General features: G+C 51.5%; 18 protein-coding genes and 2 pseudogenes. 10 read left to right on the top strand and 10 right to left on the bottom strand.

Annotation, left to right across the window (positions count from 1 at the left end; genetic code table 11):
* Positions 1-6: 6 nt before the first annotated feature.
* The 6 genes from SYMBAF_RS12185 to SYMBAF_RS12160 all read right to left on the bottom strand — a co-directional run bounded on the left by SYMBAF_RS12185 (position 7) and on the right by SYMBAF_RS12160 (position 6,436).
* A complete protein-coding gene (locus tag SYMBAF_RS12185; RefSeq protein ID WP_006709501.1) occupies positions 7-345 on the bottom strand; it encodes a cytochrome o ubiquinol oxidase subunit IV in 339 nt (112 codons plus the stop codon).
* On the bottom strand, positions 342-959 hold the full coding sequence (locus SYMBAF_RS12180) for a cytochrome o ubiquinol oxidase subunit III (RefSeq protein ID WP_006709502.1): 618 nt from the start codon (positions 957-959) through the stop codon (positions 342-344). The genes SYMBAF_RS12185 and SYMBAF_RS12180 overlap by 4 nt, the downstream gene beginning before the upstream one ends.
* Positions 949-2,940, bottom strand: a complete 1,992-nt coding sequence (gene cyoB / locus SYMBAF_RS12175) for a cytochrome o ubiquinol oxidase subunit I (RefSeq protein ID WP_040267104.1) — start codon at positions 2,938-2,940, stop codon at positions 949-951. Before cyoB ends, SYMBAF_RS12180 begins: the two co-directional genes overlap by 11 nt.
* 4 nt (positions 2,941-2,944) lie before the next feature.
* On the bottom strand, positions 2,945-3,895 hold the full coding sequence (gene cyoA, locus SYMBAF_RS12170) for a cytochrome o ubiquinol oxidase subunit II (RefSeq protein ID WP_040266861.1): 951 nt from the start codon (positions 3,893-3,895) through the stop codon (positions 2,945-2,947).
* A gap of 430 nt (positions 3,896-4,325) precedes the next feature.
* The gene (gene ampG, locus SYMBAF_RS12165; RefSeq protein ID WP_040266860.1) at positions 4,326-5,801 is read right to left on the bottom strand and encodes a muropeptide MFS transporter AmpG; all 1,476 of its coding nucleotides are present in this window, start codon (positions 5,799-5,801) and stop codon (positions 4,326-4,328) included.
* A gap of 56 nt (positions 5,802-5,857) precedes the next feature.
* Entirely contained in the window at positions 5,858-6,436 is a 579-nt protein-coding gene (locus SYMBAF_RS12160; protein WP_040267102.1) for a YajG family lipoprotein, read from the bottom strand.
* Positions 6,437-6,799: 363 nt separating this feature from the next.
* On the opposite strand from SYMBAF_RS12160, the gene bolA reads away from it, so the two are divergent.
* From bolA to SYMBAF_RS12120, 8 genes are all read left to right on the top strand, one after another.
* Positions 6,800-7,114: a transcriptional regulator BolA gene (bolA, locus tag SYMBAF_RS12155; RefSeq protein WP_040266858.1), complete on the top strand. Its 315-nt coding sequence runs from the start codon at positions 6,800-6,802 to the stop codon at positions 7,112-7,114.
* A gap of 369 nt (positions 7,115-7,483) precedes the next feature.
* On the top strand, positions 7,484-8,788 hold the full coding sequence (gene tig, locus SYMBAF_RS12150) for a trigger factor (protein WP_040266856.1): 1,305 nt from the start codon (positions 7,484-7,486) through the stop codon (positions 8,786-8,788).
* 415 nt (positions 8,789-9,203) lie between these two features.
* The gene (clpP, locus tag SYMBAF_RS12145) at positions 9,204-9,827 is read left to right on the top strand and encodes an ATP-dependent Clp endopeptidase proteolytic subunit ClpP (RefSeq protein ID WP_040266855.1); all 624 of its coding nucleotides are present in this window, start codon (positions 9,204-9,206) and stop codon (positions 9,825-9,827) included.
* A 138-nt stretch (positions 9,828-9,965) separates the two neighbouring features.
* On the top strand, positions 9,966-11,237 hold the full coding sequence (clpX, locus tag SYMBAF_RS12140; RefSeq protein WP_040266853.1) for an ATP-dependent protease ATP-binding subunit ClpX: 1,272 nt from the start codon (positions 9,966-9,968) through the stop codon (positions 11,235-11,237).
* 193 nt (positions 11,238-11,430) lie between these two features.
* Entirely contained in the window at positions 11,431-13,809 is a 2,379-nt protein-coding gene (gene lon / locus SYMBAF_RS12135) for an endopeptidase La (RefSeq protein WP_040266851.1), read from the top strand.
* Between the two features lie 192 nt (positions 13,810-14,001).
* Positions 14,002-14,274, top strand: coding sequence for a nucleoid-associated protein HU-beta (gene hupB / locus SYMBAF_RS12130; RefSeq protein WP_040266850.1), 273 nt, complete (start codon positions 14,002-14,004; stop codon positions 14,272-14,274).
* Positions 14,275-14,453: 179 nt separating this feature from the next.
* Positions 14,454-16,340 (top strand): peptidylprolyl isomerase, encoded by a 1,887-nt coding sequence (gene ppiD, locus SYMBAF_RS12125; protein WP_040266848.1) that lies wholly within the window; start codon positions 14,454-14,456, stop codon positions 16,338-16,340.
* Between the two features lie 138 nt (positions 16,341-16,478).
* Positions 16,479-16,847 carry a ComEA family DNA-binding protein gene (locus SYMBAF_RS12120; protein ID WP_040266846.1) on the top strand — a complete coding sequence of 123 codons (369 nt, stop codon included), beginning with the start codon at positions 16,479-16,481 and terminating at the stop codon, positions 16,845-16,847.
* Positions 16,848-17,455: 608 nt separating this feature from the next.
* On the opposite strand, the pseudogene queC reads toward SYMBAF_RS12120, so the two are convergent.
* From queC to SYMBAF_RS12105, 3 genes and pseudogenes are all read right to left on the bottom strand, one after another.
* A pseudogene (gene queC, locus SYMBAF_RS12115) lies at positions 17,456-17,893 on the bottom strand (7-cyano-7-deazaguanine synthase QueC); the annotation flags it as partial.
* A 72-nt stretch (positions 17,894-17,965) separates the two neighbouring features.
* On the bottom strand, positions 17,966-19,228 hold the full coding sequence (gene ltrA / locus SYMBAF_RS12110) for a group II intron reverse transcriptase/maturase (protein ID WP_052447675.1): 1,263 nt from the start codon (positions 19,226-19,228) through the stop codon (positions 17,966-17,968).
* A gap of 537 nt (positions 19,229-19,765) precedes the next feature.
* Positions 19,766-20,017: pseudogene (locus SYMBAF_RS12105) on the bottom strand (7-cyano-7-deazaguanine synthase); the annotation flags it as partial.
* 461 nt (positions 20,018-20,478) lie between these two features.
* Between SYMBAF_RS12105 and SYMBAF_RS18180 the strand changes: the two are divergent.
* Entirely contained in the window at positions 20,479-20,754 is a 276-nt protein-coding gene (locus SYMBAF_RS18180; protein WP_040266844.1) for a hypothetical protein, read from the top strand.
* Here SYMBAF_RS18180 and SYMBAF_RS12095 read toward each other — a convergent pair.
* On the bottom strand, positions 20,738-21,664 hold the full coding sequence (locus SYMBAF_RS12095; RefSeq protein ID WP_040266842.1) for a DMT family transporter: 927 nt from the start codon (positions 21,662-21,664) through the stop codon (positions 20,738-20,740). The two genes, SYMBAF_RS18180 and SYMBAF_RS12095, sit on opposite strands and share 17 nt — an antisense overlap.
* 125 nt (positions 21,665-21,789) lie before the next feature.
* Here SYMBAF_RS12095 and SYMBAF_RS12090 point away from each other — a divergent pair, with 125 nt between their 5' ends.
* Entirely contained in the window at positions 21,790-22,251 is a 462-nt protein-coding gene (locus SYMBAF_RS12090) for an Lrp/AsnC family transcriptional regulator (RefSeq protein ID WP_040267098.1), read from the top strand.
* Positions 22,252-22,296 lie beyond the last annotated feature (45 nt).

Genomic DNA, 22,296 nt, shown 5'->3' with positions numbered 1-22,296 from the left:
CGATTGTTAACTGACCATCATATTGATGTTGAGGTTATACATAATCCAGAGTGAACCTACAACAACGATACCGATGACCATAGCGGTGAACAGCAATGCCACCAGGTTCCAGCGCTCTTCCGATGAGGTGTTCATGTGCAGGAAGTAAATCAGGTGAACTAGCACCTGAATCACCGCCGTGCCAACAACAACCGCTAGGATGGTGGCATGAGAAGCGGAGTCGTTCATCACCATCGCAAATGGGATTACCGTCAGGATGATCGACAGGATAAAGCCGATCAGATATGACTTAACGCTGCCGTGGCTTGCGCCGCCGTGAGAAGTTTCATGGGATGAATGACTCATGACATAACCCCCAGCAGGTAGACAACGGTAAATACGCAAATCCAAATCACATCCAAGAAATGCCAGAATAGGCTCAGACACATCAAACGGGTTTTATTGATTGAGGTCAGACCGCGTTGACTCACTTGAATCATCATGATGGTGATCCAAATCAAGCCGATAGACACATGCAGACCGTGAGTCGCAACCAGCGCGAAGAAGCTGGACAGGAATGCGCTGCGATCTGGACCGAAGCCTTCGACGATCAAGTGATGGAACTCATAGATTTCCATCGCGACGAAGCCCAGACCAAACAGGAAGGTTAGGAACAGCCAGATATTTACGCCACCCACTTTGCCTTTTTTCATGGCGATCATTGCCATGCCGTAGGTGATGGAGCTGAATAACAGCAGGAAAGTTTCAACCAAGACAAACTTCAGCTCGAAGATGTCTTTGCCCGCAGGCCCCCCTGCGGTTCCGTTCGCCAGTACAGCATAAGTCGCGAACAAGCATGCAAACAAAATACAATCGCTCATTAGGTAGATCCAAAACCCAAAGACTTTGGTCTCTCCCGCGTCGTGGTGCCCATGCTCTGCATGGGCTGCGTTAGGGGTAATCAGAGTATCAGTTGACATGTTTCACGCCTGCTTTGCTGATTTGTTCATAGTGTTGGTTTTCAATGCGCTCGATTTCATCAACTTGCACATAGTAATCAACATCTTCATCGAAGCTCTTGGCTATCCAAGTCACGATCATGCCCACGAAGCCAGCGATCGCCATCCACCAGATATTCCAGATCATCGCGAAACCGAATACCAGGCTAAAGCCAGCAATAATCACACCGGCACCGGTATTTTTCGGCATATGAATCGGTTCGTATTTCGCCGGTTTCTTATAGGCTTCACCTTTTTCTTTCATGTCCCAGAATTCATCGCGATCATGAATTTGTGGCACTACGGCAAAGTTGTAGAACGGCGGTGGAGACGAGGTTGACCACTCCAGTGTGCGAGCGTCCCATGGGTCACCAGTCAGATCGCGGTTCTGCTCGCGGTCACGCACGCTAACGAAGATCTGAATCAACTGGCACAGGACACCACAGGCAATCAGCGCTGCACCACAAGCCGCTACCAGCAGCAGAGGGTGGAACTCAGGGTTGATGTTCTGGCTGATACGACGAGTCATACCCATAAAACCCAGAGCGTACAGCGGCATAAAGGCAATGAAGAAGCCGATGATCCAGCACCAAAACGCACGGATGCCCCATTTCTCGTTAAGCCTGAAGCCGAAAGATTTAGGGAACCAGTAGGTCAGGCCAGCAAAGCAACCGAACACCACACCGCCGATGATTACGTTATGGAAGTGGGCAATCAGGAACAAGCTGTTGTGCAACACGAAGTTCGCGCCTGGCACCGCCAGCAGAACGCCAGTCATGCCACCTACAGAAAAGGTGATGATGAAGCCAACAGTCCACAGCATGATAGAGTTGAACTGTATACGGCCCTGATACATGGTAAACAGCCAGTTAAAGATCTTCACCCCGGTTGGGATGGAAATGATCATGGTGGCGATACCGAAGAAGGCGTTAACGTTCGCGCCGGACCCCATGGTGAAGAAGTGGTGCAACCATACGATGAATGACAGAAGGGTAATCGCGATGGTTGCCCATACCAGCGAGGTATAACCGAATAGGCGTTTTCTGGAGAAGGTGGCGGTAACTTCGGAGAACACACCGAATACCGGCAGCACCAGAATGTACACTTCTGGGTGACCCCAAGCCCAGATCAGGTTGATGTACATCATCATGTTGCCACCCATATCATTGGTGAAGAAATGGGTACCCAGATAGCGATCCAGGGTCAGCAATGCGATGGTTACAGTCAGAATGGGGAAAGCAACGATGATCAGGACGTTAGTACAGAGTACCGCCCAAGTGAATACCGGCATCTTCATCAGCGGCATGCCAGGAGCACGCATCTTCATGATGGTAGCGAAGAAGTTCACGCCGGTCAGCAGGGTACCCAGCCCAGAAATTTGCAGGCTCCAGATCCAGTAATCAACTCCGACGCCAGGGCTGTACTCTTTGCCCGACAGTGGCGGATACGCCAGCCAACCGGTTTGTGCGAACTCACCAACGCCCAGCGAGAGGTTGATCAACACCACGCCTACCACAAACAGCCAGAAACTCAGGGAGTTCAGGAACGGGAAAGCTACGTCACGCGCACCGATTTGCAACGGTACCACGATATTCATCAGACCGACCACCAGCGGCATCGCCATGAAGAAGATCATGATGACGCCGTGGGCGGTGAAGATTTGATCGTAGTGGTGAGGCGGCAGGAACCCAGCCTCACCGGCGGACGCAATCGCCTGCTGGCTTCGCATCATGATGGCATCGGCAAAACCGCGTAGCAGCATAACCATGGCTACAATGATGTACATGATACCAATTTTCTTGTGGTCGACCGAAGTCAGCCAATCTTTCCACAGCCATTTCCATTTACCTAAATATGTTATCAGTGCCAGCAGCGCCAGACCCCCAATAACAATCGCAGCAACGGTGACCATGATGATCGGTTCGTGGTATGGAACCGCATCAAGTGTTAATTTTCCCAACATCAGTTTATTCCTCAGCTCCAGCGTGAGCATGTTCACCCATGTCCATACCCTGGCTCATGTCCATACCTGGATGAGCAGTAGCGCCAGTGTGCATGTCCATATCGCCCATGAATTTGGCAATAGTCTCTTTGAACAAATTCGATTTGACACTGGAGAAGTACGTGACCGGGTTGTTTTCACTCGGTGCTGCCAGTGTGTTAAAGTCGCTGGTAGCATTAAGGTTATTAGGTGATGCTTTCACCTTGGCAACCCACTGATCAAAGCCGCCTTTGGTCGGAGTCACAATTGCGGTGAACTTCATGCCGGAGAACCCACGGCCACTGTAGCTGCTGGAAATACCGGCGTATTCCCCAGCTTCGTTACCGATCAGGTGCAGTTTGGTTTGCATCCCGGCCATCGCATAAATCTGCCCACCTAACTGAGGAATAAAGAACGAGTTCATTACTGAGTCAGAAGTGACCTTAAATTCGATAGGAACGTCTTTCGGGAAAGCCAGCTCATTAACAGTCGCAATGCCTTGCTCTGGGTAGATAAACAGCCATTTCCAGTCGAGCGACACCACTTCGATAGTCATCGGCTTCTTGTCAGTGACAATCGGCTTGAACGGATCAAGCTCATGTGTGGTCTTCCAGGTAATAGTGCCGAGGATGGCAATAATAATGATAGGAATGGTCCAGACGACTACTTCAATCTTATTGGAGTGTGCCCAGTTAGGACGGTATTTGGCGTCTTTGTTGGAGGCTCGGTACTTCCAGGCAAAAGTGAACGCCATAAAAATAACCGGTATTACCACGATCAGCATTAACATGATTGCAGTGATAATCAGTGTTCGTTGCTCAACACCAATTGCTCCTTTGGGGTTCATCAATACCATATTATGGCAGCCACTGAGCACTACCGTTGCTGCAATTAATGACATTACCCCAATACTTTTATTGTATTTCTTAAGTCTCATCTAACGACCCCAATTGCTAAAGCTCTATTGTCGTTTCATGTGTATGGACATTTTACGGGAAGGGCGCAGTACTGTAAACATGCTTAAGGGTATGTCAGCGCCTGAGTTGGCACTTTCTGTTAACGAGGTCACAGATGTTGCCCTGCTGCGTATTTACCCAATGGCAATGACACGTTGTCATGTTGCAACATGTTGGGGCGTATGTTAAGGAAAAATAAAGGTATGCGGAATCAGACAGGCGAAGCATATTTTTAAAAGCAGAAGAAATGGTTGGCTTGATGTAAATTAATTGTGAGTTAAGGGTGAATTTAATTTGATTTCGAATACGTGTTGGGCGGACAAAAAATAATTTTGCCGCCAGTGATCTTTTTTAACCAATAGATTCGCGCGGGGGGTTTTTGCTGACCAGCGTGAACGTCGGCCAGCGACATCATACCCGCATGCGGCGTAATGCCAGAGAGTCCAACAGGCTACCCATCAGGATGCCCATCAGACTGAACGCGGCACCGATCTGTAACATCCTCTCTGCCAGACCGGGCACCTGGAACCAGTCCAGATTATCGGCTATCAGCAACAATAGCCACAAGCCTAGCAGCGTACAACCTAGCGTCAATAACCGCAGCGTCCAGCTATAAGCCCTAGGGAACGCCTCACGCGGCATAAAATTACCGGTCTTTTGAGTATATTCAAGCGTCTTGCGGCAGATGCCCAGCAGCAGCAGGCCAGGTAAGGCGGCGGCGATCGAGAATAAATAGAACAGCGGCCAGCCATTGGTCTCGACGAACCAGCCAGCGATCGGGCCGACATAGACACGGCCAACGGCGGAGAACGCGGAAAGCAACGCAAATTGGGTGGCGGAAAATGATCGATTGCATAGAGTCATCAGCAGCGTGACGAACGCCGCAGTACCCATACCCCCGCACAGGTGTTCCAGGAAGATGACGCTGCCCATGGTGAAGATGTTTTTGTCGGTCACCGCCAGAACCCAGTAGCCGAGGTTGGAGACCGCCTGTAGGATACCGAACAGCATCAGAGCGCGGAACAGGCTTATCTGTTGCATTAGCACGCCACCAAACAACGCACCGCCGATAGTGGCGAGCAGGCCAAGGGTCTTGTTCACCAGACCCACTTCACTCGCATTGAAACCCACGCCACGGATCAGGAAAGTGGTGCTCAGACTACCGGCGAAGGCATCGCCCATTTTGTACGTCACGATCAGCAGCAGGATCAGCCAGGCATTATTACGTGCAAAGAAATCGCGCAGCGGTGCGACCACCGCCTGCTCCATAGTGCGCGGTACCGGGATACTGTTGTCCGGCTCTGGAGCCATCAGGGTAGCGGCGATGCCAATCAGCATCAGCCCGGCCATCAGCCAATAGGTCACCTGCCAACCGAGATAGCGATCCGCCAGCCACAATGCTAGCCCGCCGGAAACCAGCATTGCCAGCCGGTAGCTAAGCACCGATATTGCGGCGCCGGCACCGCGTTCCTTTGCACTTAGCAGGTCAGTTTTGTAGGCGTCAAAAACAATATCTTGCGATGCGGAACAGAACGCCACCATCACTGCCAGTGCCGCCAGCCACCCTAAATGCTGTGCTGGCTGCATGAAGCCCATCGCCGCTATTGCCGCAACCAGCAGGATTTGGCTAATCAGTAGCCAACCTCGCCGCCGCCCTAAGAAGGGCGGGGTGTAGCGATCCATAAAGGGTGCCCAGAGGAATTTAAACACATAGGCTTGACCGACCAGCGAGAAGATGCCGATGGTTTTCAAATCGATATTTTCGACAGTCATCCAAGCCTGTAGTGTGCCGGAGGATAATGCCAACGGCAAACCCGATGCAAAGCCCAGCAACAGCAGAATGGCATAATTGCGCTGGGTGAAGATGTTCAAATACTGTTTTAACATGAGTTCCTGGTCTGTATCCTTGGGTTATTATCCGCGCGGCATAAGGTATTGTCGCATTAGCGCGCATTTTTCTGGATAAAGTCGTTGATGATGGTGTCCTGCGCCATATTGGCGATGACAACGCCGAGTATGCTATTGACTGCACTGGTGATTTTCTCATTAGTGGCGGTGAAAGCGCCTTGCACGTTATAGGTGGAGCGGTAGTTTTTCACCTGTTTGTTGCCGTTCTTCGCCTGGGCGATGACCGAAATATCAGCTTTGGTGGTGATGTTGTAGCGCAGGTTGCCTTCGGATACATCGGCATACAGATTATTGACCACGATTTGCAGATCAACTGCGCCAGTGTTTCCGATCATGTAGCCACGGGCATTCATCTGTTTTTCCAGCACTTCCTGTAACAGAAAGCGCAGATCGCGCGTTGGCCTCAAGGTCACCAATTGGCCATTGCGGTTCACTGTGGCCAGCGCTTGATCCTGGCGCTGATCCGCGCCATTGATGCTGACGGTGACGCCTTGCAGGGTGGGAACTTGCTGCGGCAACACGATCTTCGGCGTCACGTTTAGCGTGTTGCTGCTGGCCGCACAACCTAACAGTAGCAGTGCGCCCAGCAAGGGAAGACAAAGTTTCTTTAACATGGTTACTGTCTCATTTTCGACGGATTTAGCCATAATCAGAGCAACATAGCGCTGATACCATAGCATTGTCGCTGCTTGGTGACAGCGCATAATGCGCATGAGTGATAAATTTTTATTTGTTATTGATGAAAACAGACTTTTTAACAGATTCAATCAGATTAATCCCAATAGGCATGGCGCGTTGACCACCATATGTCCTGGAAGAAACAGAAATTTATCTGGGCGATGCGTTAAAATGGGGTTGCTTCTGCTAGGCTGTGTCCGGTAATTGGTTGTGGTGGCGCTCACCTGGACATGGTCGGACACAGCCTAATATTGAACTGGATGAGTATGATCTTCATGCCAGTGGTGTAAGGAAATCCTATGGTTCGCGAGCAGATAGAAGCAAAGTTAAAGGCGGCGTTTGAGCCTACGCATCTGGATGTCGTTGATGAAAGCTATCGTCACAACGTTCCGGTCGGTTCAGAAAGCCATTTCAAGGTGGTATTGGTCAGTGATCGCTTTATTGGCGAGCGTTTGTTAACGCGCCACCGTTCGATCTACGGCGTGCTGTCGGAAGAACTGGCAGACGGTGTGCATGCACTGGCCTTGCACACCTTTACCCTGAAAGAGTGGGAAAGGCAACAGGACAAGGTACCGGCCTCGCCACGCTGTCGCGGGGCTGGCACCTTGGCCTAAGGTTAAAATTGACAGTAATCAGTGGAACTTTTCCCTTGATTTGGGGTATTACTACTGACGAATTTTGGAGCGGCCTGCGGGCCGTTTCTGTTTTGGCTTTTGACGACCACACAGGTGATGACCAATAGGGCTACGCGGTGGTCGGCTTCGGTGGCCCTTTGACCATCAAATTGGCAGAATGTGCGTTTTAATGCGTCAGTGTTGCCTTGCTGTCCTCGACTCGCCACGCATGCACCGCTATAATGCCGCGTTTTATTTTTTGGAATGGTTTCGGTACGCTTCTGTCATCAGGGAACTCGGTTCTGCATGTAGCCGCCCTGGTACTTGGGCGGAGTTAACCGAGCACTGTGATTTTTTTGAGGTAACAAGATGCAAGTTTCAGTAGAAACCACTCAAGGTCTGGGGCGCCGTCTCTCTATTACTGTACCCGCCGAAAGTATCAGCCAGGCAGTTAAGAAAGAACTGATCAATACGGCGAAAAGCGTTCGTATTGATGGCTTCCGTAAAGGAAAAGTGCCGCGTAACATCGTTGAACAGCGTTACGGCACCTCTATTCGTCAGGACGTGCTGGGCGAAGTGATGCAGCGCAGCTTCATTGATGCGATCGTCAAAGAAAAGATCAATCCGGCTGGTAGGCCAAATTACCTGCCGGGCGAATATAAAGAAGGTGAAGATTTCAGCTTCGCTGTTGAGTTCGAAGTGTATCCAGACGTTGAGCTGAAAGCTCTGGACAGCATTGAGGTCGAGAAGCCATTGGTTGAAGTTACCGATGCTGACGTTGACACCATGTTGGAAACTTTGCGCAAGCAGCAGGCGACTTGGAAAGAAAGTGACCGCGCAACAGAGGTTGAAGACCGCGTGACCATTGACTTCACCGGTTCTATCGACGGCGAGGAGTTTGAAGGCGGTAAAGCTTCTGATTTTGTGCTGGTCATGGGCCAGGGCCGCATGATCCCAGGTTTTGAAGAAGGTCTGGCTGGTCACAAGGCCGGTGAAGAATTCACCATCGATGTTAACTTTCCGGAAGACTACCACGCAGAAAATCTGCAGGGTAAAGCGGCTAAATTCGCTATTGTTCTGAAGAAAGTTGAAGAGCGTGAGTTGCCAGAGCTGAGCGAAGAGTTCATCAAGCGCTTTGGTGTGGCTGATGGTTCCGTTGACGGTCTGCGCGCCGAAGTGCGTAAAAACATGGAACGCGAGCTGAAAGGTGCCGTGCGTAACCGTATCAAGACTCAGGTAATCGACGGCTTGGTCAGCACTAACGACATCGACGTGCCTGCTGTGCTGATCGATGGTGAGGTTGACGTTCTGCGCCATCAGGCGGCACAGCGTTTCGGTGGCGACGAGAAACAAGCACTGGAACTGCCACGCGAACTGTTTGAAGAGCAGGCTAAGCGTCGCGTTGCTGTCGGTCTGCTGCTGGGCGAAGTGATCTCTGCCAACAATCTGAAAGCTGACGAAGAGCGCGTAAAAACTCTGATTGAGGAAATGGCCTCCGCCTACGAAGATCCGCGAGAAGTTGTTGAATTCTATAGTAAGAACAAAGATCTGATGAACAACATGCGCAACGTGGCATTGGAAGATCAAGCGGTCGAAACCCTGTTGGCAAAAGCACAAGTGACCGAGAAGGCCATCACTTTCAGCGAATTGATGAACCAGCCTCAACAGGCGTAATAGCAGTATTTGAGTGCGGAGGGAACGCTCTGGTTTTCACTGGCGGAGCGCTGTAGGCTGTATAATAAAAAGCCCGTAACCTTCAGTTGCGGGCTTTTATTTTATCATGTTGCTGATTAATCACCGCTTTAATCTTAGCAATAGATACATGTTTACTTGGTTACATATTGGTCACACGGCATGCTGGGGACTGGAGCGATAAAGTCATCGTCTGGGCTTGAAAACCCGCCATCGCTCCCCAATGTGTAAAAATCTAGCGACTGTTTGCCAAAATGCATGGGATGATGAAATAGCCGTTGGGTAGGTGTGGAGTGGGTCGAATGCTTGAGCATAGTCATCATGACCGTTCTCAAGTAGAATTGGTGTATTAGGGGGTAACCCTAGCCGCCAAAGCAATTTCTATTAGGAGACGGTAATGTCATACAGTGGCGAAAGAGACCAATGCGCACCTCACATGGCTTTGGTGCCGATGGTGGTAGAGCAGACTTCACGCGGGGAACGTTCTTACGATATCTATTCCCGCCTGCTGAAAGAGCGCATCATTTTCCTGACTGGTCAAGTAGAAGACCACATGGCCAACCTGATTGTGGCACAGATGCTGTTCCTCGAAGCGGAAAGCCCGGAAAAAGACATTTTCCTCTACATCAACTCGCCGGGTGGCGTGATCACTGCGGGTATGTCAATCTATGACACCATGAAATTCATCAAGCCGGACGTCAGCACCATTTGTATGGGGCAAGCGTGTTCGATGGGATCCTTCCTGTTGACTGCCGGTGCCAAAGGCAAGCGTTTCTGCTTGCCTAATTCGCGCGTAATGATTCACCAGCCGCTGGGCGGCTATCAGGGCCAGGCGACGGATATCGAAATCCACGCGCGTGAAATCTTGAAAGTGAAGGCACGCATGAATGAATTGATGGCGGAGCATACCGGCCAGTCATTGGCGCAGATCGAATGTGACACCGAGCGCGATCGCTTTATGACTGCGGACGAAGCCGTAGAATACGGTTTGGTTGACGGCATTCTGACACACCGCAGCTAGACGTGGTGCCTTGAGTATAGAAATCAGAATAGGCACGGCTCGTTCTGTTGAGGGTTTTCGGTGTTCCCGATAGGTGTCTGGGGTATCACTGTCGCCGTAATGTTCTTGCGGGACAAAGACTAAGAAGAGGTTTGACTTATGACAGATAGACGCAAAGACGGTTCAGGAAAGCTGCTGTACTGCTCTTTCTGCGGCAAAAGCCAGCATGAAGTACGTAAGCTGATTGCCGGCCCGTCAGTGTATATCTGCGATGAATGTGTTGACCTGTGTAACGACATTATTCGCGAAGAGATTAAAGACGTTGCACCGCATCGTGAGCGCAGTGAGCTGCCGACGCCGCACGAAATTCGCCAGCATCTGGATGACTACGTTATTGGTCAAGAACAGGCGAAGAAAGTGCTGGCGGTTGCGGTGTACAACCACTACAAACGCCTGCGCAACGGCGATGCCAGCAATGGTGTCGAGTTGGGTAAAAGCAACATTTTGCTGATTGGCCCGACTGGCAGCGGTAAGACGCTGCTGGCGGAAACCTTGGCGCGTTTTCTGGATGTGCCGTTCACCATGGCTGATGCCACTACATTGACCGAAGCCGGTTATGTGGGTGAGGACGTGGAGAATATCATCCAAAAATTGTTGCAAAAATGTGACTATGACGTACAGAAAGCGCAGCGTGGTATCGTCTATATCGATGAAATCGATAAGATTTCCCGTAAGTCAGATAACCCATCTATCACCCGTGATGTATCGGGCGAAGGTGTGCAGCAGGCGCTGCTAAAGCTGATTGAAGGCACTATCGCCGCCGTTCCGCCGCAGGGCGGGCGTAAGCATCCACAGCAGGAATTCCTGCAAGTTGATACCTCGAAGATCTTGTTTATCTGCGGCGGCGCTTTTGCTGGCCTGGATAAAGTGATCGGTCAGCGCGTCAACACGGGTTCCGGCATTGGTTTTGGCGCAACCGTCAAAGGAGAATCTGAGAAAGCGACCGAAGGCGAACTGCTGCTACAGGCCGAACCGGAAGATTTGATCAAGTTTGGTCTGATCCCTGAATTTATTGGCCGTTTGCCGGTAGTGGCAACGTTGAGCGAGCTAAGTGAAGATGCGCTGATCCAGATCCTGAAAGAGCCGAAAAATGCCCTGACCAAGCAATATCAGGCATTGTTCAATCTGGAAGGTGCGGAGCTTGAGTTCCGTGACGAGGCGTTGAACGCCATTGCCAAGAAAGCCATGGCGCGTAAAACCGGCGCTCGTGGTTTGCGCTCTATCGTGGAGGGCGCGCTGCTCGACACTATGTACGATCTGCCATCGATGGACAGCGTAGAAAAAGTGGTGATCGACGAGCCGGTAATCGCGGGTCAGTCGAAGCCGCTGCTGATTTATGGCAAACCGGAAGCGCAGGCTTCAGGTGAATAATTCGCCAGTCAAACCATAATGTTAGACAGTAAAATGGGGGATCTTATCCCCCATTTCTCTTTCCTGTATTCTGGCTGTTGAATGTCAGCCATTCGTCCCCATATACTCACAACCAGATTTTGTGAAACGTGTGATGCTGACGTCTTATGAGATCCCCTAAACCTGGCGGAAATTAAAACTAAGAGAGAGCTCTATGAACCTTGAGCGTTCCGAACGCATTGAAATCCCCGTTTTGCCATTGCGCGACGTGGTGGTTTATCCGCACATGGTGATCCCGTTATTTGTTGGCCGGGAAAAATCGATTCGGTGCCTAGAAGCAGCAATGGATCATGATAAAAAGATCATGCTGGTGGCACAGAAAGAGGCCTCAACGGATGAGCCTAGCATTAATGATTTATTCTCTGTCGGCACCGTAGCGTCGATTCTACAGATGCTGAAGCTGCCGGATGGCACGGTCAAAGTGCTGGTGGAGGGACTCCAGCGTATGCATATCACCACGCTTTCCGACAGCGGTGAGTGTTTTACCGCCCAGGCGGAATACCTTGAGTCACCGGCGATTGATGAGCGTGAGCAGGAAGTACTGGTGCGTACTGCGATCAACCAGTTTGAAGGCTACATCAAACTGAACAAGAAGATCCCCCCGGAGGTGCTGGCTTCACTCAATAGCATCGACGATGCCGCACGTCTAGCGGATACCATCGCCGCGCATATGCCGCTGAAGCTTAACGACAAGCAGTCGGTGTTGGAGATGTTCGATATTACTGAACGCTTGGAATACCTGATGGCGATGATGGAATCGGAAATCGACCTGCTACAGGTAGAAAAACGCATTCGTAATCGCGTCAAAAAACAGATGGAAAAAAGTCAGCGCGAATACTATCTGAATGAGCAAATGAAGGCGATTCAGAAAGAACTCGGCGAGATGGATGATGTGCCGGATGAACATGAAGCGCTGAAACGCAAGATCGCAGCGGCAAAAATGCCGAAAGAAGCGCGTGAAAAAACCGAAGCTGAACTGCAAAAGCTGAAAATGATGTCGCCGATGTCTGCGGAAGCGACTGTGGTGCGTGGCTATATCGACTGGATGCTGCAAGTGCCTTGGAATGCGCGCAGCAAGGTGAAAAAAGACTTACTCAAGGCGCAGGAAGTGCTCGATACCGATCACTATGGCCTGGCACGCGTCAAAGATCGCATTCTTGAGTATCTCGCTGTGCAGAGCCGCGTCAGCAAAATCAAGGGGCCGATCCTGTGCCTGGTGGGGCCTCCGGGCGTGGGGAAAACCTCGCTGGGCCAGTCGATCGCTAAGGCAACTGGGCGTCAGTATGTGCGTATGGCATTGGGCGGCGTGCGGGACGAAGCAGAAATTCGCGGACATCGGCGCACTTACATCGGTTCGATGCCCGGTAAGCTGATCCAAAAAATGGCTAAGGTCGGGGTGAAGAACCCGTTGTTCCTGCTAGATGAGATCGACAAAATGTCTTCCGACATGCGCGGTGATCCGGCTTCTGCACTACTTGAGGTGCTGGATCCGGAACAAAACGTGGCGTTTAATGATCACTACCTGGAAGTGGATTATGATCTGTCCGATGTCATGTTCGTCGCTACCTCAAACTCGATGAGCATCCCTGGGCCGTTGCTGGATCGTATGGAAGTGATCCGCCTGTCGGGTTACACCGAGGATGAAAAGTTCAACATTGCCAAGCAGCATTTGTTGCCGAAGCAGCTTGAGCGCAACGCGTTGCAGCAAAGCGAACTGGTGGTTGATGACAGCGCCATTATCGGCATTATCCGCTATTACACCCGTGAAGCTGGGGTGCGTAGTTTGGAACGCGAAATTTCCAAGCTGTGCCGTAAAGCGGTGAAAACGCTATTGATGGACAAAAAAGTCAAACATATCAAAATCAATGGCGACAACTTGAAAGATTATCTGGGTGTGCAGCGTGTTGACTATGGTCGTGCGGACATCGAAAACCGCGTAGGTCAGGTTACTGGCTTGGCGTGGACGGAAGTGGGCGGCGATTTGCTAACCATCGAAACTGCTTGTGTGCCGGGCAAGGGTAAACTGACCTACACCGGTTCCTTGGGTGAAGTGATGCAGGAATCGATCCAAGCTGCGCTGACCGTGGTACGTGCGAGCGCAGAAAAACTGGGTATCAACGCTGATTTCTATGAAAAGCGTGACATCCATGTCCATGTGCCGGAAGGTGCGACGCCGAAAGACGGGCCGAGTGCCGGTATTGCGATGTGCACCGCGCTGGTTTCCTGCCTGACTGGCAACCCGGTACGTGCCGATGTAGCAATGACCGGTGAGATCACCCTACGTGGTCAAGTGTTGCCGATAGGTGGCCTGAAAGAGAAGCTGCTGGCGGCGCATCGCGGCGGCATCAAAACCGTGCTGATCCCACATGAGAACAAGCGCGATCTGGAAGAAATTCCGGACAACGTTATCGCCGATTTGGAGATTCATCCGGTACAGAGAATTGATGAGGTTTTGAACATTACCTTGCAAAATCCAGCCTTCGGCGCACTACCAGTCGCGGTAAAAACGGTGACGAAGAGCAAAAGCCATTGATAAAACTTATGCTGATAAGCCATTTCGGACTTGCCAGTATTTTTTTGTGCCGCTAAGTTAGAGACTGTCGGCCTGTGTTTGGCCTCGAAGTCGGTGGCTTACCAAGATTCGACGGGACTGATATAACCGCTGCGCTGCTGCAACCGTAAATCTTTCTCGGTGCGGCGATAGAATTCTAGAGGGGATGATAGAGTGAATAAGTCACAACTGATCGACAAGATTGCCACAGGTGCCGATATTTCCAAAGCGGCAGCCGGGCGCGCTTTAGACGCAGTAATTGCTTCTGTTACCGACTCCTTGAAAGCAGGGGATGATGTGGCTCTGGTGGGTTTCGGCACCTTCACTGTGCGTGAGCGTTCGGCGCGTACTGGCCGCAACCCACAAACGGGTAAAGAGATCACCATCGCGGCAGCCAAAGTTCCGGCTTTCCGCGCAGGGAAAGCGCTTAAAGACGCAGTCAATTGATAGCTTGTGTCTAACCGTATAGCGAAACAGGTATGGCAATAAACAATCACCTGACGCAAAGCGACTGGTAAGGTAAGATACAAGGCGCATCGTTACGATGCGCCTTTTTTATTTTTGTCGCAGGGGGGAACCCTGCGCAAGGGTTGTTAATCCATATCACAGCGGAGTGTTGTCACACTATGATGGACAATTTACGCGCGGCTGCAAATCACGTCGCGCTCAAAATCATCTTGGCCCTGATCATCCTGTCATTCATTTTGACCGGGGTGGGTAATTACCTGATCGGCGGCTTCGGCGATTATGCGGCAAAAGTAAATGGTCAGGTGATTGAACGCGCTCAACTGGAACAGGTTTTCCAAAGCGAACGCCAACGCATGCAGCAGCAACTGGGTGACCAGTTCTCTGTGCTGGCTGGCAATGAAGGCTATATGCAGCGGATGCGCCAACAAGTGCTATCACAACTGATCGATAACATGCTGCTGGCCCAATACGCCAAGAAATTAGGTCTGAGCGTCAGCGACGAGCAGATCAAAAATGCCATCCGCAAGACCCCTTACTTCCAGACCGACGGCCAATTCGATAACGCCAAATATCTCGACTTGCTCGGCCGCATGGGTTACACCGCAGATGATTTCGCGCAGTCCATGCGCCAGCAATTGGTTAACCAGCAAGTGACCCAAGCTTTCGGCGAGTCGGGTTTCGTGCTACCTGCTGAGTCCCAGGCCATGGCGGCGTTGCTGTTGCAGCAGCGCAATGTGCGCCTGGCGACGATTGATCTGAGCGCGTTGCAGGCTAAGCAGAACGTCAGTGACGACGAGCTAAAAGCCTACTACCAACAGAACCAGAATAGCTTTATCGCACCTGAGCAGATCAAGGTGAGTTATATCTCGATAGACGCTGTGTCCATGCAAGACAAGGTGAAAGTCAGTGATGCGGACATTAGCGCCTATTACGATCGGCACAAAAGTAGCTACGGCCAGCCGGAGCGCAAGAACTACAGCGTGATCCAACTGAAAACCGAGACAGAAGCCAACGCGGTGCTCAGTGAGCTGAAAAAAGGCGGTGATTTTGCCACCCTGGCGAAGGACAAATCTACCGATATCATCTCACGCCGCACTGGTGGTGAACTGGGCTGGTTGGAGCCGGAAACCACTGCCGACGAACTGAAACAAGCTCACCTGACTGAAAAAGGCCAACTGTCCAGCGTAGTGAAGTCTTCCATCGGCTATTTGATCGTGCGTCTAAATGATATCGAGCCTGAGAAAATGAAGCCGCTGAGCGACGTGCATGAGACCATCGCTAAACAGGTTCGGCGGGAGAAAGCGCTAGATGCCTATTACGCGCTGCAACAGAAGGTGAGCGCAGCGGCGACCAGCGACAACGAATCCCTGGCCTCGGCTGAAGAAGTAGCCGGCGTGAAAGCGGCGCAAACTGGCTGGTTCACCCGCGACAGCATTCCCGCCGCGCTGAACTTCAAACCGGTAGTGCAGTCGATCTTCGACGGTTCACTGCTTGGCGAGAACGGTGCACCGGGTAGTAACTCTGACGTGATTACCGTGGAGGGTGATCGGGCATTTGTGGTGCGCGTGACTGCCCACAAAGCGGAAGGCATTGAACCTTTCGATCAGGTGAAAGATCGCGTAGCAGAGCGGGTAAAACACAACAAAGCGCTGGAAAAAGCGAAACTGCAAGGCGAGCAACTGTTGGTAGAGTTGAAGCAGGGCAAGGGCGACGAGGCGATGAAAGCCGCTGGTCTGAGCTTTGGCAGCGTGCAAAAGATGGTGCGTGCTTCAGAAGATAAGCCGTTGGTGGAAAATGTGTTTGCACTGCCGCACCCACAGGAAGGTAAACCGGTTTATGGCATGTCGCAGGATCGTCAGGACAATGTGGTGTTGATCGCGCTTGATGTGGTTAAACCAGGTTCGTTACCAGCCGATGAAATGAAAACTTTCGTCAGCAAGATGGAACAGAGTGCCGCCAGCGGCACCTTCTACTCTCTTCTGGCGAGCCTGCGTAAAGACGCCAAAATCAATATGGGTGCCGCTGAGCAGTATCAACCTCAGTAACCACCGCATTTTTATGTAACGCATTGCAATAACCCAAGGCCGCTTTCGCGGCCTTTACCAGATCTAAAATCTGCCGATTGCTGAACATTTGCCACTGCGGCAAAGTGAGCCTGCTGTTAAACACAAGGAGAATACAGCATGCAACATACAGAAAAAAAGGCGCTTTATGATTATGGGATCCACACTTGGGTGTTCCTGCTGTGCCTGATGGCTTCAGCGGTGGCGGTAGCTGAAAAAGTATCGCCGTCGCCGATGCTTTCGCAGCCAGCAGCTAACCCCGGACAAGGTGCGGTGATGCCGGTGGCAGGTGAGGCGGCAGTGAGCATTAATCAAGCGGGTGCTGAGCAGTTGGCCAGCATACTTAAAGGCATTGGCCTGAAAAAGGCCGAAAGCATAGTTCGTTACCGCGAGCAGAATGGGCCTTTCACTCAGATTGAGCAGTTGCAGGAAGTACCGGGCATCGGGCCGGAGCTGTTTGAAAAGAACCGATCGCGCTTGAAAATATGATCCTGTTAGCGCTTGCGCGGCAAAGTACCATTGCAGCAGTTCTTTCGCTACTATATTTCATCGGTCTTATCAGCTTAATTTATTGACGAAACGGGTGAGGGGGTCGTACATGGCCCCTTCTTTCTATAATCATTAGTGGATACGTATGAGTAGCCAAAGGGGGGACTAGGCTGTGTTCCATCATTAACCGTAGCGTCGTAGACCCAAAAGCCGGTAATCAAGGCAGAAGGTGCAATGGCATCGCGGGCCTATATTCAAGCCCGACAACGCGGAGTACCAGCTTTGGGGTGTCCCCCTAAGGGCTGAGGCCATTTAGGCACCCAAGGTGAGGTGCTGCTTATTTGGCCCACCAAACCTCACGGCTTGCGCCTTGCTGGGCGTTCAAATGATCGCCAGCGACGCTCACGGGCCATTGCTGGACACAGCCTAATGGCAAGAGCAGCATCTGAAACCAAAGAGTGGTGATACTACATGCTCTACATTTGCAACGGCTTGAAAACCTGGTGGGGCTGACGGCTGATGATCGAGGGGCAACTGGGCTAACACCGGCAGATGCTCACGTAGCTGGAAGAGAATCAATAAAGCAAACTCTTAACCACCGTTATTTTTCAGGCTAGACCGGTTTTCTGCTTCAGAGCCGCCATCACTTCCGCCTTGTTGAGTTGGTATTGCGCCAGGCCGTTTGCCCGCAGGTGGCATGCCGCGCACTCACCGCAGCCTTCGCCTTTAATACCGTTGTAGCAGGTCAGTGTGTCTTGACGCACCAGATCCAACTGATGGTAATAATCTGCCAGCGCCCAGGTTTCTGCCTTATTCAGCCACATCAGCGGCGTTTCGAAGCGAATATGGCGGGCGATGCCTAGCACGATCGCCTGATTCAGCGCTTTGATAAACTCGTCGCGGCAGTCGGGGTAACCTGAGAAATCAGTTTCGCAGACGCCAGTGATCACTGTTTCTGCTGCTATCTGGTAGGCGTAAATCGCCGCCAGCGTCAGGAACAAAATATTACGGCCCGGCACGAAGGTGCTTGGCAGCGCATTTTTCTGGTTGAGGTTATCGGGTCGCGCAAGGGAACTTCCCCCCTGCGCTCCCACGGAACCGGACGTGACAGTCTCCCGTCATCCGGCTCTTGTCGTTGACCACTCACGCCGCGTACAAATTTCCCAGTGTGCAAACAGACCGGGCCTGGCGCGCTGTATCCGTCTTAACCATTCATATGCCTGAGCCAGACTACCGTGGACCCGCTTATATTTGCGGGCGACCCATTTCGCAAGGTGCAGATCTACATGAGTGGCTATACAGTTCATTGCTGAACGATAAAAGTGACCATAGTACTTAACCCAGCCCCGTAACATGGGGTTGAGCCAACGGGCCATGACTTCCAGCGATAACGGCGTTTTGTGGCTCAGATCCCAGCCCCGTACCGTCTGCCGGATTGCCTTCGCAGCTCTGCCGCTCATTGCTGGCAGGAAATTCACCGACAGCTCTCCCTCTTTCGAGAAGGACTTTCTTGGCCTGAACGTATAGCCCACAAAGTCGAAGCTGATTTCAGGATATGCTTCCGTTCTTTCCCTGTCCTTGCAGTAAACGACTTTAGTCTTGCCCGGACTCATCTCCAGCTTACACTCAGCCAGCCGTTTTCTGAGCCTGCCACGCAGCATCATTGCCTGAGCATGACTCTTGCAGTGAATGACTACATCATCAGCGTATCGCTCGAACCGGACGACGGGGAATTCCCGCGTCATCCACATATCGAATGCATAATGCAGAAACAGATTGGCAAGTAATGGACTAATGACTCCGCCCTGAGGCGTTCCCTTGTCCCTCATCTGCACCGTTCCGTCCGGCATACACACCGATGCGGTCAGCCATCGCTCAATGTAGAGTTTCACCCATCTGCAGTCCGTATGCCTGCACACCGCTCTCATCAGGAGTTCGTGATCGATATTGTCGAAGAACCCCTTGATGTCCACGTCCAGCACCCAGTCAGTACGCCAGCATCGATGCCGGGCCATCCTCAGGGCATCGTGCGCAGATTTGTGCGGGCGATAGCCATAAGAGTCATTGTGGAACAGTGCCTCCAGAATCGGCTCCAGCATGTCTTTGACAACCATCTGCGCAATGCGATCCGAGACTGTGGGGATCCCCAGGGGTCTCGTTCCACCCGTCGCCTTGGGTATATCAACACGCCGAACCGCTGGCGGCATATAGCTGCCCGAGGCCATTCGGTTCCAGATTTTGTACAAGTTCCCCACGAGGTTCCTATCAAATTCCTCAATCGACTGACCATCGATCCCAGCACTGCCTTTGTTGGCTTTTACTTTCTTGTACGCGCTCCAGACGGCATGTCTGGATAACGCAAACGGTTTGGACTGGTTCACAGGCTCCTCCCGCTTATGCGGTTGGCCTGCAGTACAGCCCCAACGACTGGCCCCCTTCGCTCCACGTCCATTACAGACGCTTCATCACTACTACGGAACCATCTGCCCCTGTGCCCCGCATTGGTACTCTGGCGCTCGCAGGGTTTCTGCTCGACGCCGCTCCCTTCGCATCGGGACGACAGGTTCCCACGTTCCATGCCAGAGCCTGTGTTGTGCTCATGCTGTCTATATGCCGGATGCCGACCAGCCAGTAACCAGATAACCGCTGGACTTATCACGCACCGCTTAGAAAGCGCGTTTTTGACATCATCTTGTTCCTTTCGACACTGCATCTACAGTTCACTCTCGTTCATCTTCACAACACATACATGACGCATCTGACTGCGCCTTTTCCCTGACGCTCACCACCACCGCTCTTAACGGCAGCAGCTCAGGGTAGTTTGAAGGCTGCATCTGGACACCGCCTCCGAGGGGCCGCCCCTCATCTCTCGCACAGCATTGCACCCTTATTTGCCATAGGGTACATTCGTGGCACACATAGGCGGGAACCGGAATGTTGTCACGGGTCAGGCTGCTGATCGCCAGTTCGTTCAGCAAACCTACATCCAGCACCTTATGCGCTTTGGCACCAAGGGTTAACGACAGCTCCTGTGCTACCGCGATCTCGGCATGATGGCGCTGACCGTAATCGAATGTGACGCAGTGAACCTCGTCATATTGTTGTAATGCCTGGATCAAGCAGGTCGTGGAATCTTGTCCACCGCTGAAAATGACAACTGCACGCTTCATATGATCACCTTATTATTGGATTTGGCCTTTTCCGATATACCCGCCATATTTCAAGTTGTCGGTGCGTTAGCTTTCCTGGCTCACCCCAGTCACTTAACGATGTAAGCGCTTGCCGCCTTCCTGTAACTCGAATTATTTAGGGTATATACCATCGGGCAGTGGGATAAAAATGCGTTGCAGCGGCGATGGTAGCAGAAATAATGGGATGGCACAGGGGAAAAGCCTATGTTCAGCCTGCGGAGGGCTGCTCTGGGTTATCTACTGGCGACGGCCCCTACAGAAATCGAAACCAGCCATGGGCGGTCAGCGTGATGCCATGAATGCGCGGCTGCGCGCTGATTTAGTGTTGATAGTGGAGCTAGGGGGGGATAATGACAGCGCGCATCAACTGCTAATAGTAACTTTTCAACTGCTCGAAGCGCGGTGCCAGCAGTGGCTGAATTTGCCGCAGCCATCTCCCGTTGCCGCTGTCCTCGTTCTGTGGTCAGGACGCCGCACTACTGGGTATTTTACCGCAAGCGACTCTCCAGCGTCACTTCAGGCACCTCGCCGAGCAGGTTATCCACCTGCCGCAGGTCGGCCTGGGCGATTTGTGCCAGGTTTTGCCAGTGCTTGCCGGGGTAATAGCGTACTTCCAGTATGTAGCCGTGCTGCGCCAGTTACTGCTGAATGATGTGGTTTATTACAGTTGGTCAGGTATCGCTACTCGGTTTTTTATACTTACAGCCTTGGCTTAATGAGCTGACTTTTTAAGCTCGCAGCTTTGTTGCTATAGAGCGTCAGTAAAATTCCGATTAATAATGGCAGAATAAGCCACAGCGAGGCGTTGCTGATAGTGGTATTTTCAACCATTTTTTCAATGCCAATAGCGATAAGTGGAAAGACCAGAAATACCAGAGATGCCTGAAATGCACTGGCATATTGCTGTAGGGCGAAATAGGCCATAATACCGCAGACGCCAGCGATCACACCCAAATAGGCAACCGCTGACAGTGAACTTACTGAAAATAGACGGGTATCGGGCATTTCAACAAAATGTCCAAAAAAGAGCAGTAAAAAACCAGCGCCGAGACAAGGTAAGGTATTGTAGGTCAGTACGGAGACTTTTTGCCCACGCTTTTTACATAATACATACATAACGGCATGAATTAGCACCGCTGCTAACAGCGCTAGCACGCCGGGCCACCGTGTTTCTCCGCTATTGGCTGACTCTAGCCACAGAATGCCAGCCAGGCTGCCGACGCCAAGAATCAGTCCCGCCAATTGCGTCATACTCACGCGTTCCCCTAATAATAAAACGGAGGTCATCAATACAGCGACAGGCATATTGGCAAAAATAATTGAAGCCAATGCTGAGTTAACATAGCGCTCACCATAAATCATCAACGTAAAAGGGATAGCAAAATAGGCGATGCACACCCAAAGTTGAAATACTCGGTTGCCTTTGGGAAATAACAGCGGTGTCCGGGTGAAATAGCTCAATAGTATTAAGAGCGGTGAAGCCGCCAGAAAACGTAATCCAGTGGCATAAATGGGGGGGACAGTGGAGACGGCAATTTTCATTGCCATCCATGTGGTACCCCATGTGAGGGCAACCAGCGTGAATAAGATGATAATTATTCCCGTATTCTTAATTTTACTCGTCATCTCAGCGATTGGCTACCTATTATGAAGGACAGTACCCATAGAGTACGGCAATAATTAGGAAAGAATGTTGCTTTTCAACCTTCTTTTTTGTTTAAATGGAGAAAAATTTTCTCTGGATTGGCGATATGCTAGATAAAACAGACCGTAAGCTGCTATGTATGTTGCAGCAGGACTGCACCCAATCGCTACAGGCGCTGGCCGAAGCGGTCAATTTAACCTCCACTCCATGCTGGAAACGGCTGAAGCGGCTGGAGGATGAAGGCTATATCCGTGGCCGAGTGGCGCTGCTGGACAACGAAAAGTTGGGTCTAGGGCTGACGGCCTTTGTGCTGATTAAAACCCAGCAGCACAGCAGCGAGTGGTATCGGACGTTTGTTCAACTGACTGCCCAAATTCCCGAGGTGTTAGCGTTCTACCGCATGGCGGGTGAATACGACTACCTGATGCAAGTGGAAGTGGCGGATATGAAGAGCTACGACATCTTTTACAAGCGGCTAGTCAACGGCGTGCCAGGCCTGGTCGATGTCACTTCCAGCTTCGCCATGGAGAAAATCAAATATACCACCGCGCTGCCAGTGCCAGAGTGAAAAGTTCACCAAACTGACGCTGAATCGGTGGTATCCTGCTGTGCT

It is taken from the genome of Serratia symbiotica (assembly GCF_000821185.2).
Lineage (GTDB): Bacteria > Pseudomonadota > Gammaproteobacteria > Enterobacterales > Enterobacteriaceae > Serratia > Serratia symbiotica.
This window is presented reverse-complemented; position numbering and strand designations above follow the sequence as displayed.

Excerpts from the sequence above, each read along its gene's own strand:
- SYMBAF_RS12185 (WP_006709501.1), bottom strand. The coding sequence starts at position 345 with ATGAGTCATTCATCCCATGAAACTTCTCACGGCGGCGCAAGCCACGGC.
- SYMBAF_RS12180 (WP_006709502.1), bottom strand. The coding sequence starts at position 959 with ATGTCAACTGATACTCTGATTACCCCTAACGCAGCCCATGCAGAGCAT.
- cyoB (WP_040267104.1), bottom strand. The coding sequence starts at position 2,940 with ATGTTGGGAAAATTAACACTTGATGCGGTTCCATACCACGAACCGATC.
- cyoA (WP_040266861.1), bottom strand. The coding sequence starts at position 3,895 with ATGAGACTTAAGAAATACAATAAAAGTATTGGGGTAATGTCATTAATT.
- ampG (WP_040266860.1), bottom strand. The coding sequence starts at position 5,801 with ATGTTAAAACAGTATTTGAACATCTTCACCCAGCGCAATTATGCCATT.
- SYMBAF_RS12160 (WP_040267102.1), bottom strand. The coding sequence starts at position 6,436 with ATGTTAAAGAAACTTTGTCTTCCCTTGCTGGGCGCACTGCTACTGTTA.
- bolA (WP_040266858.1), top strand. The coding sequence starts at position 6,800 with ATGGTTCGCGAGCAGATAGAAGCAAAGTTAAAGGCGGCGTTTGAGCCT.
- tig (WP_040266856.1), top strand. The coding sequence starts at position 7,484 with ATGCAAGTTTCAGTAGAAACCACTCAAGGTCTGGGGCGCCGTCTCTCT.
- clpP (WP_040266855.1), top strand. The coding sequence starts at position 9,204 with ATGTCATACAGTGGCGAAAGAGACCAATGCGCACCTCACATGGCTTTG.
- clpX (WP_040266853.1), top strand. The coding sequence starts at position 9,966 with ATGACAGATAGACGCAAAGACGGTTCAGGAAAGCTGCTGTACTGCTCT.
- lon (WP_040266851.1), top strand. The coding sequence starts at position 11,431 with ATGAACCTTGAGCGTTCCGAACGCATTGAAATCCCCGTTTTGCCATTG.
- ppiD (WP_040266848.1), top strand. The coding sequence starts at position 14,454 with ATGATGGACAATTTACGCGCGGCTGCAAATCACGTCGCGCTCAAAATC.
- SYMBAF_RS12120 (WP_040266846.1), top strand. The coding sequence starts at position 16,479 with ATGCAACATACAGAAAAAAAGGCGCTTTATGATTATGGGATCCACACT.
- SYMBAF_RS12095 (WP_040266842.1), bottom strand. The coding sequence starts at position 21,664 with ATGACGAGTAAAATTAAGAATACGGGAATAATTATCATCTTATTCACG.
- SYMBAF_RS12090 (WP_040267098.1), top strand. The coding sequence starts at position 21,790 with ATGCTAGATAAAACAGACCGTAAGCTGCTATGTATGTTGCAGCAGGAC.